Origin of the sequence: Aequorivita sinensis (assembly GCF_006346335.1) — a bacterium.
GTDB classification, from domain to species: domain Bacteria; phylum Bacteroidota; class Bacteroidia; order Flavobacteriales; family Flavobacteriaceae; genus Aequorivita; species Aequorivita sinensis.
In genome coordinates, this window is sequence record NZ_VDMC01000004.1 from 112,085 (window position 1) to 125,587 (window position 13,503).

Annotated in this window: 14 protein-coding genes and 1 tRNA gene; 5 read left to right on the forward strand and 10 right to left on the reverse strand. The window is 35.4% G+C overall.

The genetic code is table 11. The features are described from left to right. Positions 1-14: 14 nt before the first annotated feature. From FHP04_RS07250 to FHP04_RS07270, 5 genes are read left to right on the forward strand one after another with little or no spacing between them, the layout of a single operon-like run. Positions 15-944: a DUF5996 family protein gene (locus tag FHP04_RS07250; RefSeq protein ID WP_139855427.1), complete on the forward strand. Its 930-nt coding sequence runs from the start codon at positions 15-17 to the stop codon at positions 942-944. Positions 945-983: 39 nt separating this feature from the next. Then, on the forward strand, positions 984-1,268 hold the full coding sequence (locus tag FHP04_RS07255; RefSeq protein WP_139855428.1) for a GNAT family N-acetyltransferase: 285 nt from the start codon (positions 984-986) through the stop codon (positions 1,266-1,268). A 38-nt stretch (positions 1,269-1,306) separates the two neighbouring features. Further along, complete coding sequence (locus FHP04_RS07260; protein ID WP_139855429.1) at positions 1,307-2,200, forward strand: pirin family protein; 894 nt, start codon at positions 1,307-1,309, stop codon at positions 2,198-2,200. After that, positions 2,197-2,772, forward strand: a complete 576-nt coding sequence (locus FHP04_RS07265; protein WP_139855430.1) for a TMEM175 family protein — start codon at positions 2,197-2,199, stop codon at positions 2,770-2,772. The genes FHP04_RS07260 and FHP04_RS07265 overlap by 4 nt, the downstream gene beginning before the upstream one ends. Positions 2,773-2,776: 4 nt before the next feature. Then, positions 2,777-2,983, forward strand: coding sequence for a (4Fe-4S)-binding protein (locus tag FHP04_RS07270; RefSeq protein ID WP_139855431.1), 207 nt, complete (start codon positions 2,777-2,779; stop codon positions 2,981-2,983). Positions 2,984-3,118: 135 nt separating this feature from the next. On the opposite strand, the gene FHP04_RS07275 is transcribed toward FHP04_RS07270, so the two are convergent. The 10 genes from FHP04_RS07275 to murD form a co-directional block, all read right to left on the reverse strand. Continuing rightward, positions 3,119-3,192 (reverse strand) — tRNA-Arg (locus FHP04_RS07275). Positions 3,193-3,310: 118 nt separating this feature from the next. Then, a complete protein-coding gene (locus tag FHP04_RS07280; RefSeq protein ID WP_139855432.1) occupies positions 3,311-3,562 on the reverse strand; it encodes a GIY-YIG nuclease family protein in 252 nt (83 codons plus the stop codon). A 150-nt stretch (positions 3,563-3,712) separates the two neighbouring features. After that, positions 3,713-4,162 carry a GatB/YqeY domain-containing protein gene (locus FHP04_RS07285; RefSeq protein ID WP_139855433.1) on the reverse strand — a complete coding sequence of 150 codons (450 nt, stop codon included), beginning with the start codon at positions 4,160-4,162 and terminating at the stop codon, positions 3,713-3,715. A gap of 158 nt (positions 4,163-4,320) precedes the next feature. Next, positions 4,321-6,297, reverse strand: a complete 1,977-nt coding sequence (gene ftsZ / locus FHP04_RS07290; RefSeq protein ID WP_139855434.1) for a cell division protein FtsZ — start codon at positions 6,295-6,297, stop codon at positions 4,321-4,323. A 46-nt stretch (positions 6,298-6,343) separates the two neighbouring features. After that, entirely contained in the window at positions 6,344-7,702 is a 1,359-nt protein-coding gene (ftsA, locus tag FHP04_RS07295; RefSeq protein ID WP_139855435.1) for a cell division protein FtsA, read from the reverse strand. A 4-nt stretch (positions 7,703-7,706) separates the two neighbouring features. Then, positions 7,707-8,423 (reverse strand): cell division protein FtsQ/DivIB, encoded by a 717-nt coding sequence (locus tag FHP04_RS07300; protein WP_139855436.1) that lies wholly within the window; start codon positions 8,421-8,423, stop codon positions 7,707-7,709. Further along, positions 8,413-9,768: a UDP-N-acetylmuramate--L-alanine ligase gene (murC, locus tag FHP04_RS07305; RefSeq protein ID WP_139855437.1), complete on the reverse strand. Its 1,356-nt coding sequence runs from the start codon at positions 9,766-9,768 to the stop codon at positions 8,413-8,415. The genes FHP04_RS07300 and murC overlap by 11 nt, the downstream gene beginning before the upstream one ends. Further along, positions 9,768-10,865, reverse strand: coding sequence for an undecaprenyldiphospho-muramoylpentapeptide beta-N-acetylglucosaminyltransferase (gene murG / locus FHP04_RS07310; RefSeq protein ID WP_139855438.1), 1,098 nt, complete (start codon positions 10,863-10,865; stop codon positions 9,768-9,770). Before murG ends, murC begins: the two co-directional genes overlap by 1 nt. A 44-nt stretch (positions 10,866-10,909) precedes the next feature. Beyond that, entirely contained in the window at positions 10,910-12,103 is a 1,194-nt protein-coding gene (locus FHP04_RS07315; RefSeq protein ID WP_139855439.1) for an FtsW/RodA/SpoVE family cell cycle protein, read from the reverse strand. A 50-nt stretch (positions 12,104-12,153) separates the two neighbouring features. Continuing rightward, complete coding sequence (gene murD / locus FHP04_RS07320) at positions 12,154-13,491, reverse strand: UDP-N-acetylmuramoyl-L-alanine--D-glutamate ligase (protein ID WP_139855440.1); 1,338 nt, start codon at positions 13,489-13,491, stop codon at positions 12,154-12,156. Between the last annotated feature and the right edge of the window lie 12 nt (positions 13,492-13,503).

Sequence of the window (13,503 nt, forward strand, 5' to 3'; positions counted from 1 at the left end):
CTAAAATAAACAGCATGAAAAATCAAATTCAATTACCTAGTCTTTCATATAAGGAGAATGAGCAAAAGAAGATGACCTTACATCTGTTTTTACAAATTATTGGTAAAATTCGTTTAAAAATGACTCCCAGAAAAAATCACTGGTGGTATATTACAGAATATGTAGAAACTCGTGGATTTACAACGGGTCCTATTCCTTACAATTTAGGAGCAGATCAATTTGATATATCAATTAATGTTCAAAATCATCAATTAGAGGTTAACACAAGCCAAGGAGATTATGAACACTTCCCTTTAAACGACAAACTTACAGTAGCAGATTTTTATAAAAATATAAAGGAGATACTTAATAAACTCAACATAGCAGTTTCTATAGTAGATAAGCCTTTTGATTTAAATATTGATAAACCATTCTCAAAGATTACGGAATACCATCACTACGATAAAAAGTACACTAAAGATTTATGGAGATCAATGTTATGGATAGGTAATGTGTTTAAAGAATTTAGTGGCCGTTTTTATGGCAAATCTTGTCCTGTTCAGCTTTATTGGCATTCCTTCGATTTGGTAGTTACTAGGTTTAATGGAAATGAAGCACCTCCTATGCCTTCGGAAGCGAGATTATCTGATAAAGATGCCTATTCGCATGAATGTATAAGCTTTGGCTTTTGGGCAGGCGACGAAAATGTTCCAGAACCTGCATTTTACTCTTATACTTATCCTTCCCCTGAAGGAATTGACAAGGAAGAAATATCACCTAAATCTGCCGAATGGATTGAAAGCAATGGCAGTCCTATGGCACTTCTAAAGTATGGAGCCTTGTTGAAATCAGAAAACCCAAGAAAAGATTTACTTGACTTTCTAGAGTCTACTTATCAAGCAGGAGCTAAAAAAGCTAATTGGGATATCGAGAAATTTAGAGTTCCTGAGTTAGAAAAATTATAATAAGTAATCTATACTTAAGACCACTTAAATCGAAATAAAATGACAAAAATAGTGCTTGAAGATAATGGCAAAAAGGGACGTTTTGTTATCTATGACAATAATGAAGAAGCAGGTGAAATGACTTTTACTTGGGCTGGAAAAGAAAAGTTTATTATTGACCATACAGAAGTGAATGATAAGTTTGGTGGAAAAGGATATGCCAAACAACTTGTAATGGCAGGTGTTGATTACGCTCGTGAGAACGGCTTAAAAATTATCCCACTTTGTCCATATGCAAAAATGAGATTTGATAGAGATGAAAGTTTAAGAGACGTCTTGGCTTAAACTTAAATTATAAATTCATTTAAACAAATAAATAAATTATGTCTAATACCGAATTAATTATAGAAGAACGCGCCGCCGATATTGGAAACTTTATGGTAGGACGATTATTGCCTTTCAGACAAAAACGCTCTGTAGGTCCATTTACATTTATAGACCATATGGGACCAGCAACTATGGCTAAGGACCAAAACCTTGATGTTGGACCACACCCACACATTGGTTTATCTACATTAACATACCTGTTTGAAGGATCTATTCAACATAAAGACAGTCTAGGTTCAGATATCGAAATTAAGCCTGGAGCTGTTAATTGGATGACTGCAGGTAAAGGTGTGGTTCATTCTGAAAGAACACCTGATTATTTAAGAAATACCGAAAAAACGTTACACGGACTTCAAATTTGGGTAGCCTTACCTAAGCATTTAGAACAATCAGAGCCTACTTTTTTTCATATAAAAGAAGAAGATATTCCTCAATGGAAAGAACAAGGCGCAGAGTTTAAATTAATTGCTGGTAAAGCTTTTGACAAAACCTCACCAGTTCCTGTACACAGTGAGTTGTATTTTATTGAAATAAAAAGCACGGATAAGCAGCAGATAACTATTGGAGAGGATCTTTATGGCGAGAGTGCTTTATATATCTTGGAAGGCAGTATCAATGCCGACGGTTACAATTACGAGCCTAAACAAATTCTAGTTGCCAAGGATAGTACATTGTGTTCCTTTGAAATGGAACCGAATACTACAGTCTATATTTTTGGTGGAATTCCTTTTGAGGAAGAACGATATATCCACTGGAACTTTGTGAACTCAGACAAAGATGTTATTGAAAAAGCTAAGAAAGATTGGAAAGAGCAAAATCTAGAAGCCTTTCCAAAAGTGGTGGGAGATGAAGACGATTATGTTCCACTTCCAGAACCACGCAGGTTATGAAAACTGGGAGATTAGAGGCCTTTAGCGACGGCGTATTAGCCATAATAATTACTATTATGGTTTTAGGCATGAGTGCTCCTGAAGGTTATACTTTTGATGCTTTAAAGCCTATACTACCTGTATTTCTTACTTATGTATTAAGCTTTGTATATGTAGGGATTTATTGGAATAATCACCATCATCTGTTACAAGCGGTGAATAGAGTAAACGGGAAAATTTTATGGGCCAACCTTAACTTATTGTTTTGGCTTTCGCTTTTCCCATTTGCCACAGATTGGATGGGTAAAAACCATTTTGAAGCAAATCCTACGGCAATCTACGGTGTAGTATTATTTATGGCTGCTGTAGCATTTAAAATAATGGTATATTGTGTAATCCTTAGCGAAGGTAAAAATTCGAACATAGGTAAGGTTTATAGCAAGGACAAAAGAATGAATCTGTCACTTTTATTATACTTTACAGGCGTTGTCTTTTCTTTCTTTTTCCCAATCATTAGTTTAATGATATACTTAGGAGTTGCCTTGATGTGGATAGTGCCCGACCCGAGAATTGAAAGAACTTTAAAGGATTAATACTATGGATACAAAAGAGTATACAAATGGAGAAGTAATCATTTTATGGAAAGCGGAAAAATGCATCCACTCAGGTATATGTGTAAAAACTTTACCAAAAGTTTACAATCCTAAAGAAAGGCCTTGGGTAAAACCAGAAAATGCGACATCAGAAGAGTTAATAAATCAAGTATCTAAATGCCCTTCTGGAGCTTTAAGTATAAAGCAATAAGCTAAGTTGGCAAAATAAAACTATTACTCAAATCGGTTTTAAATTGCTTTAAACTCAAGGCAGTATTAGAAAATGAAAAAGCTATACTCAAATTCAATTTTGTTTGAATTGATGTATAGCTTTTTATTTTATTAGTGACCGCGGAGGGATTCAAACCCCCAACCCTCAGAGCCGAAATCTGATGCGCTATTCAGTTGCGCCACGCGGCCATTAACAATATTTAAACACGAAATAATTTTTTCTTATAAATTCATATCAATCACAGCCGAAATCTAATGCACCCAGCCCGAACGTGTTTAATGACAGTTGCCACAAGAGACATTTAATTTAGTCATGCGGCAGAATTAAATTTATTTTTCTCCATCTTCTACCTGCAGCACTTTTCAAATATTTTTCTCTTTCTCTAGCTTCTTTTCTAGTTAAATATTCTTCCGTATGAATAATTTCCCAGGGAATATAAGCTTTTGTTGATTGAGTCTTACCAGAATTATGTTCCTTTAATCTTTTTGTACAGTCTTTAGACATTCCTACATACATCCTTTCAAATTCTTTACTATAAAGAATATATACATAATACATTTCTAACCATTTAAAGCTCGAATCCGAAATCTGATGCGCCCCGCCCGAACGTGCCTAACGACAGTTCGGCTCGGGCGGGTATTCAGTTGCGCCACGCGGCCAATTCAGTTTTCAAAAATATCTTCTTTTGAAGAATTAATAAAATCTAATTTAAGACAACCTTGATTTTACAACTATCGATATCGTTTTCCCATCTGCTTTTCCAGCCAGTTTTCCACTAGCAATGCCCATAACTTTTCCCATATCCGCCATAGAAGAAGCTCCAGTTTCTGTGATAATTTCATCTACTATTTTGCTTACTTCTTCAACACTTAGCTGCTTTGGCAAAAATTGCTCGATTACTTTAGCTTGAAGCAATTCTGGCTCAGCAAGATCTTCACGCCCTTGTTCCTTATAAATAGCAGCACTATCTTTTCTTTGTTTTACTTGCTTTTGAAGGATTTTAATTCCTTCTTCTTCAGATATTTCTTGTTTTGAACCTGTTTCAGTTTGAGCTAAAAGCAATGCTGATTTAACAGATCGCAAAGCTTCTAATGATTGAGTGTCCTTTGATTTCATTGCGGCTTTCATAGCCTCCATCACCTTATCTTGTAAACTCATTATAGTGTTTTTTTGTATGCACGAAGATACTTATTTAAGCTGAAATGTATCAGCTTATGGATTCACTTTTTTTAATCTTAAATATCATAAATCAAAAAGGTCCGAAACCAATTAAGATTTCGAACCTCTACTTTAAGTGGGGAGAAATATTCACTTAGTTAATCTACATTATCGTGTAAAAATGAGTTGTTTCTACGCAATTCAATTCCGTCATCTTCGATGTTTACCGAAGTCCTAGAAATTGTTGATTCTTCACTGGTATCATTAAGATCTATACCCATACGCTTATAAGCGGGTTGTCTTTCAATTTCATCAATACGTGAAGGACTGTTCTTAAACTTGTAATTAAACTCCTTCATTTTACGCTTGCGCTCTTCTGTACGATCGCTTAGTATCTTTGAAATAGGAGAGTTTAACGGGTCTTCTATTTCCTTGCTTTCGCTATCATTTGGAGATTGCTCAGTTACTGTTCTTTTTACAAATTCAATTTCGTTTTCCTCAATAGCTTCAGACTTATGGTTTGATGGTTTTGCGTTATTTAAGGTATTTTCAACCTCTTGATAGTCATCTAGACTATATCTTTTAATACCATCATCTGAAACTTCAGTTACAGGCACAACTTCTACGTGATCTTCAACCTCTATTTCTTCGAGATTAAAAATTGTTTTTTCTTCTCTATTATTTGTTTCTGCCGGCTTTCTTTCAACAGGTTTTATAGGAAGATCAAACATTAATATTTGATCGTCGTTGTCTTCACCTTCTGGCTTAGAATGTCTAACTTCTTCCGCTGAATTTTTTGTTGAAGCCTCAACAATAACAAATTCGTTTACATTTATTTTATCTACTTCTACTTGCTCAAACTCTTCAATTCTTTCAGCTTTTACCTCTTCGTATGATACTGGTAAATTCTTTAGAAGCTCTGAAGTATTTATATATCCTTGAAACGATGGTCTTTGTTCAATCTCATCATCGTCAAAAAGCGTGTGTTTAACCACAGGGGCTTCAGCTTTAGGCTGAGAAGTGATAGGAGTCTCTGGCAGTCTTACAGGTCCAGAAGTAGCTTTTGGTGTAAGATTTTGCTCCGCTTTTTGATCATCTCCAAGCGTGTGGATTATTTTTTTTGTTTCGGTGTTTACAATCTCATTTTGTTGTTCAACATTAAATCCTGTGGCGATTACAGTAATAGAAATTGATCCTTCTAAGCTCTCATCTTCACCAACACCCATAATAATATTGGCGCTGTGTCCAGCTTCATTTTGAATGTGATCACTGATTTCACCTATCTCATCGATAGTAATCTCGTCGGACCCAGAAACGATAAGCAACAATACGTTTTTGGCACCTTTGATTTTATTATCGTTAAGTAATGGAGAATCTAATGCTCTTCCTATGCCTTCTTTTGCTCTATTTGCACCAGATGCAGTAGAACTACCCATAATAGCTGTTCCACTATTAGAAAGAACTGTCTTAGCATCTCTAAGGTCAATGTTTTGAGTGTAGTGATGTGTAATAACCTCGGCTATACCACGAGCAGCGGTGGCCAAGACTTCATCAGCTTTAGAGAAACCAGCTTTAAAACCTAAGTTCCCATATACTTCACGAAGTTTATTATTATTAATTACCACTAATGAATCTACATTTTGACGTAGTTTTTCTACTCCAATTTGAGCTTGTTCATTTCTTGTTTTACCTTCAAATTGGAAAGGAATAGTAACTATACCCACAGTAAGTATATCCATATCCTTAGCCATTTTGGCGATAATTGGAGCGGCACCTGTTCCAGTACCTCCACCCATACCAGCAGTAATAAAAATCATCTTGGTATTTGTAGTTAGCATAGTTTTAATTTCTTCCATACTTTCTACAGCAGATTGTTCACCAACCATCGGATTTGCTCCTGCACCTAGACCTTCAGTTAAGGAAACCCCTAATTGAATTTTAATAGGCACTGGGCTATTTTCTAATGCCTGTGCATCTGTATTACATATCACGAAATCTACTCCCTTTATGCCCTGACTGAACATATGGTTAATTGCATTACTACCTCCACCACCAACGCCAATAACCTTAATCACATTTGATTGGTTTTTTGGCAAGTCGAATGAAATGTTCTCAAATTCTGTGTTGCTGCTCATATTTTTGTTTTTAATTGCAATTTTTATTTTTCTTCTTTTTCCTTTATTATTCTGCGTTATCGAGGAACTCTTTAAATTTTTCGGCCCATTTGTCAAAAATACCTCGACCACGTCTAGTGCCTTTTTTTTCTTCTTCTACTTCTTCTCTTTCAGCTTCTACTTCAGGATGCTGAACGGCTTCTTGTTTGTCAGTCTCTTTAACTTCCTCTTCAGTTGGGAATGTTCTCATCAATGATGATTTCTCCTTACTTTCAAGACTATTCATCACTAACCCTACTGCTGTTGCATACATCGGACTTGTAGTTTCAGGGTCGCTATCTCCAGCTAAATGTTCGTTTGGATATCCAATTCGTGTATCCATACCTGTAGCGTACTCTACAAGCTGTTTTATATGCTGAAGCTGAGCTCCCCCACCTGTTAGCACAATACCAGCAATTAATTTCTTCTTCTGCTCTTCGTGCCCGTAGTTTTTTATTTCAATATAGGCTTGCTCAATAATCTCCATAACTCGAGCGTGAATTATTTTTGAGAGATTTTTTAAGCTAATTTCTTTTGGTTCTCTTCCTCTTAATCCTGGGATTGAAACAATTTCATTGTCTTTATTCTCTCCAGGCCAAGCAGATCCAAATTTTATTTTAAGAAGTTCAGCTTGTTTCTCGATAATCGAACAACCTTCTTTAATATCGTCTGTGATTACATTACCTCCAAAAGGAATTACTGCCGTGTGACGAATAATTCCATCTTTAAATATCGCTAAGTCAGTTGTTCCACCTCCTATATCGATTAATGCTACCCCAGCTTCTTTTTCTTCTTGACTTAATACAGCTCTTGCTGATGCTAAGGGCTCTAGAGTGATTGCTGATAGCTCTAACCCTGCACTTTTTATACAGCGTCCAACATTTCTAATTGAAGAAACCTGCCCTACAACTACGTGAAAGTTTGCTTCTAATCGCGCTCCGTACATCCCGATAGGTTCTTTAATTTCTGCTTGTCCATCAACTTTATAATCCTGTGGTAATACGTGAAGAATTTCTTCCCCAGGAAGCATTACAAGCTTATGAACTTGGTTACATAAAGCATCAATATCTTCATCTTTAATTACCTCCTCACCATCTGGTCTAGTAATGTAATCGCTATGCTGAAGGCTTCTAATATGTTGTCCTGCGATACCAACAACAACATCCTTAATCTTCATTCCTGAAGAAGTTTCTGCATCTTGTACCGCTTGTTGAATGGATTGAATGGTTTGTGTAATGTTATTCACAACACCACGATGAACGCCAAGACTTTTTGCCTTGCCTATCCCCAACACTTCCATTTTACCATAATCATTTTTTCTACCAATCATAGCTACTATCTTGGTAGTTCCTATATCCAATCCTACAGCAATATTATCGTTTTCCATGGCCTTACTTTTTTGTGGCTATCACTTGACTATCAAATTTCAAGTTCACCTTGTTGTACCCGTATAGCGTACTATCTTTTTTTGTTTTTTTATAAAATGCTTTAAAGTTTTGAAACTTCTTTTCAATGTGTACTGGTTTCCCAAAAAATACATTAAAATTTACTTTTCTCAATTCCAGTTCAATTTCTCCATCTGCCCGTTGATGCACCCCAATAACACTCCTTTTCATAAACTCATCTTCCTTTATTTTCAGCAATAAGTCGGTAAGTTCAGAGAACTCACTTTCCGAAGCACCAGTAATTATAGGCACTCTTGCTGAATACACTTCAGATAACGGCATTACCTTTCCGTCTGAATCTAAGTAATAATCTGGTGTAGCAGACACTCTACCAATGGGTTCGCGCTGTTCTATCCTTGCGCATAACTTTCCATCAATGGTTACATACACCTGAGCATCGCGAATCATAGGATTTCCTATCAATCTATACTCCATCTCTCTCAAAGCTAAGGCTTCTTTAGATATGTCCGAAACCTTCTCGTAACTTTGTATCAACAATTTATTAACGTTATCAAAAGTGATAAAAGGGCTGTTATTATCAACAAATACAACGTCTATTTTGCTAATTTTTCTAGCTTCATTTCGCTTTTTTGTAAAGCTAAAAAGGAAGCCAATTAACCCCAGCAAAAGAATAAGTTTTATGTAAATAATACTACGCCTCATCTTTAAACTTTTGGGTTAACTTATTAACTTCAGCACCAATGTCTCCGGCACCCACCAACAATTTCACTCTACAATCCGACTGTGATAAAACTTCAGCTAAATCTGATTTTGAAACCAAGATTTTATGCTGAGAATCAATCTGATTTAATAACCATTCTGAAGTAATTCCTTCAATTGCCTCTTCTCTAGCAGGATAGATATCCAGCAACACCACTTCATCAAATTGCGATAGACTTCTCGCAAAACCTTCTGCAAAATCTCTTGTTCTAGTGAAAAGATGTGGCTGAAAAACAATCTGCTTACGATTATTTGGATACATTTCTTCAACAGCTTGATGCAAAGCGTCTATTTCAGTAGGATGATGTGCATAATCATCAATTAAAACAAGTTTATCAGTTTTAATTTTATACGAGAAACGGCGTTTTACCCCTTTAAAACTCGCAATTGCGTTTTTAAGACAAGAAACAGATGCCCCAGCTAACAATGCCATTCCCATTGCCATAATAGCATTGGTAAGATTGTGATGTCCTGGTAAATTAATTGTAAGATCTTTAATAACCTCATTTGGTGTTTTCAAATCGAATAGATATGCTCCATCCTTTACCCTTACATTTTGGGCTTCATAATCTGCAGTTTCCTGAACCGCAACAGCCATTCCATTTAAAGGCAAGCCTATCTTTATTAGAACGTTTTCTTTCTTATCAACTAGTTCAGCAAAAGTTGTAAATGCATTTTCAATTTCTGAAGCGTCTCCATAAATATCTAAATGGTCAGCATCCATCGAAGTTACGCAAGATATGTCTGGACGAAGCTGAAGGAACGATCGGTCAAATTCATCTGCTTCAACCACTGTAATTTCACTTCCTTTATAAATAAAATTGGAATTGTAATTCTCCGCGATTCCTCCCAAAAATGCTGTTATTGGCATGTTACAAGCAGCCAATAAATGTCCTAAAATTGCAGATGTTGTAGTTTTTCCGTGTGTACCTGCTACAGCTAAACAAAGTGTATTTTTGGACACCTCTCCTAAAAGCTGAGCACGTTTTACAATTTGAAACTCTTCAGAAATAAAATAGTTTAAAATTGTATTGTTCTTAGGAATTGCAGGGGTGTAAACTATTAAAACATTATGCTTTACCTTCACCTCAGATTGAAGTTCTGAAATTTCATCTGTAAAAGTTACTGGTATCCCTTCTGCAACCAATTCGTCTGTTAAGTCAGTTGAAGTTTTATCGTACCCAAAAACAGCTTTGCCTTGCATTTTGAAATACCGTGCAAGAGCACTCATCCCGATGCCGCCAATACCTACGAAATAAAAGGTCGTTATGTTTTTTAGGTTATTCATTAATTGTTGTTCTTCAATAATTTCTCAATCTCTTCAACTATTTCTATTGTGGCATTTGGTTTTGCCAATGCCAATATATTTTTTGAAAGCATTTCCTGCTTTTCTATAGAGGAAAATAAATCTGAAAATTCCTTTTCAAAATTTGTATCCAACTCATTTTCTTTAATCAAAATAGCGGCATTTTTTTCCGAAATTGCCAACGCGTTTTTTGTTTGATGGTCTTCTGCAACATTTGGCGAAGGGATAAATACAACTGGTTTTCCCACCAAGCATAATTCTGAAACCGATAGCGCTCCCGCTCTTGAAATAATAAAATCTGAAGCTGCATAAGCCAAATCCATTCTGTTTAAAAAAGTATGGACTTGTACATTTTCATTTCCTTTATTTTTATAGGTTTCTTCGTAAAATTTCCCACATTGCCAGATAACTTGTAAGTTGATTCTTTCAAAAAACGGCAATGATTTTTCAATTAATTGATTTATTCTTCTAGCACCTAAACTACCTCCTAAAACCAAAAGTGTTTTTTTGTCCCTATTCAGTTTAAAGAAAGTAAGTGCTTCTTCTCTTTTTAAAGAAATATCCAACAAATCTTGTCTTACTGGATTTCCCGTTAACTTTACTTTATCAGAAGGAAAAAATTTCTCCATTCCTTCATAAGCCACACATATTTTCTGAACTTTACTACTTAGCCATTTATTGGTAATTCCTGCGTGACTATTCTGCTCTTGAATTAAACAAGGTATATTTTGCTTTGCAGCCATTCGCAATAGCGGCGCACTTGCATAACCTCCAGTTCCAATTGCAGCATCAGGTTTAAATGTTTTTAAAATAGACTTTGATTTCATTAAACTTGAAACCAGCTTTAACGGGAAAGCTAAATTTTGCAATGAAAGACTGCGTTGCAATCCAGAAATCCAAAGACCTTTTATTTTATATCCTGCTTGTGGGACTTTTTCCATCTCCATTCTGTCCTCTGCTCCCACAAATAAAAATTCAGCGTCAGGGAAACGAGTTTTCAACTCATTTGCTATAGCAATAGCTGGGTAAATATGACCCCCAGTACCGCCTCCTGATATGATGAATTTTTTGTTTTTCAATTTTTTACTTTCTTCTTTAATACACTAACAACACTTGTTGTATTCTAAATGGTTTCACTTAAAACATCAAGTGGATTTTCTTCCTCTTCTTCTTTTGCTGGGACTTCTCTTTTTGCACTCACACTCAAAATCATTCCCAACGCCAAACATGTCATCCAAATAGAGGTTCCACCACTACTGATTAAGGGTAAGTTTTGTCCAGTTACAGGAAACAATTCGACTGCCACAGCCATATTTATCATCGCCCTGAAAATAATAGGAAAACCTACTCCAATGACTAGTAGTTTGGTAAATACCGACGGTGCTTTATGAGCCACTACCACTATTCGAAATAACAAAAACAGATATATAGCCATTAAGGTTAACCCTCCAATCAAACCAAATTCTTCAACTATAACCGCATAAATAAAATCTGATGATGATTGTGGTAAGAAATTCTTCTGAACACTTTTTCCTGGACCTAATCCAGTAATACCTCCAGAGGCAATAGCAATTTTTGCTTTTTCTATTTGATAATCTGCTTCTGTATCTTCTTTATCAGCAAAATTTTCTACCCTACTTATCCAAGTATCTACGCGGTTAGGAAATACTCCAGGAAATGCCTTGGCAGTTAGGACAAATAATGTTAAAAACAGCAACCCTGCACCAAGTATAACACCAAGATATTTTAATGGATATCCTCCTACAAAAACAAGCATAACAACCATTACAAAAAATATTGCAGTGGTAGAAAAGTTAGCAGGTAGAATTAAACCAAGAACGATAAACACTGGTCCCCAAAGGAGTAAAAGTGTTTCTTTAAAAGAAACTTCTTTATCTTTAATACGAGCCAAATACCGCGCAACATATGTCATTAACACTACCCCTGCTAAAGTTGATGTCTGAAAGCTTAGTCCAACAAATGGCAACCTAATCCATCGGCTTGCGTTTGCACCCCCTATAGTTGTACCTTGTGATAGCGTAATTACTAACAGGAATACTATAATAGGCAACCCAATTATAGAGAGCCCTCCAAAGTAATTATAGGGTATTCTATGCACTGCATACAACACAATAAAACCTAAAATTAAATGTGCTAAATGTCGCAATAGAAAAGGTAATGTATTTCCATCATTGTTATACAAATATGCAAGATTGCTACTTGCACTATAAACAGGCAGGAAAGATATAAGTGCTAGAAGCCCTACTATCCCCCAGATTGCTCTATCTCCTTTTGTATATTGGAAAATATTTATCATTTACCTTTTTCCGCTATTGGTTTATGTTTTTAATTCTTTTTTATGCCTTATTACAAGTTTCTTACAGCATCTTTAAACTGCCTTCCTCGGTCTTCGTAGTTTTCAAATAAATCGAAGCTTGCACATGCAGGAGAAAGTAGAACTGTATTATTTCTTTCGGCTACTTTATACGCAACTTGAACAGCCATTTGCATTGAATCTACTTCAACAATTGTATCTACTATATTGCCAAAAGCACTAATTATTTTTTGATTATCAACACCTAAGCAGATAATCGCTTTTACCTTTTCATTAACTAATGGAAGTAATTCGTTGTAATCATTGCCTTTATCAACACCTCCAACAATCCAAACAGTTGGATTTTCCATACTATCTAAAGCAAAATATGTAGCATTTACATTTGTTGCCTTTGAATCATTAACATACATCACATTATTGATTTTAAGCACATTTTCAAGTCTGTGTTCTACACCGTGAAACCCTTCAAGACTTTCTCTAATTGTTTGTTTACGTATTCTCAATAATGTAGCTACTGTTGATGCAGCCATTGCATTCTTTACATTGTGTTCTCCCTGTATTCCTATTGTTGCGATTGGCATAGTGAATTCTGTATTATTTATTTTAATTATTATATCGTTATCTCTTCTAAATGCTCCTTGTTTCAATTCTTTTTTTAATGAAAAAGGAAGCGGTTGTGATTTTATGGGATTCTGTGAAAGCCATTTTATGATTTCCTCATCGTCGGCATCATAAATGAAAAAATCCTGCGATGTTTGATTCAATATTATTCTGAATTTGGACTCGATATAATTTTCATATTTATAATCGTATCTATCCAAGTGATCAGGACTCAAATTGATTAATGCTGCAATGTGAGGTGAAAATGTTTCAATACCATCTAGCTGAAAACTACTTAGTTCTAATACGAAGTGATCGTATTTAGATTCTGAAACTTGTTCTGCAAAACTCTTTCCTATATTACCTCCAAGAGCAACATTTAACCCACCGTTTTTCAACACTTCATAAGTTAAACTTGCAGTTGTGGTCTTCCCATTACTTCCTGTAATTCCAACAATTGTCGCGCTTGTATATTTAGAGGCAAATTCAATTTCTGAAATCACCTTTACTTTATTTTCGCGCAACTTTCTCACTATTGAAGCAGTTTCAGGAATACCCGGACTTTTCATTACAACATCGGCAGAAAGAATTTTCTCTTCAGAATGACCTCCTTCTTCCCATTCAATCTCATTATTTAAAAGAACTTGTTTGTACTTATCTTTTATTTTTCCAAAGTCTGAAACAAACACTTCAAACTTCTGTTTCTTACCCAATATGGCCGTACCTACTCCACTTTCTCCTGCGCCAAGAATGACCAATTTTCCTTTCATGTTTACTTATAT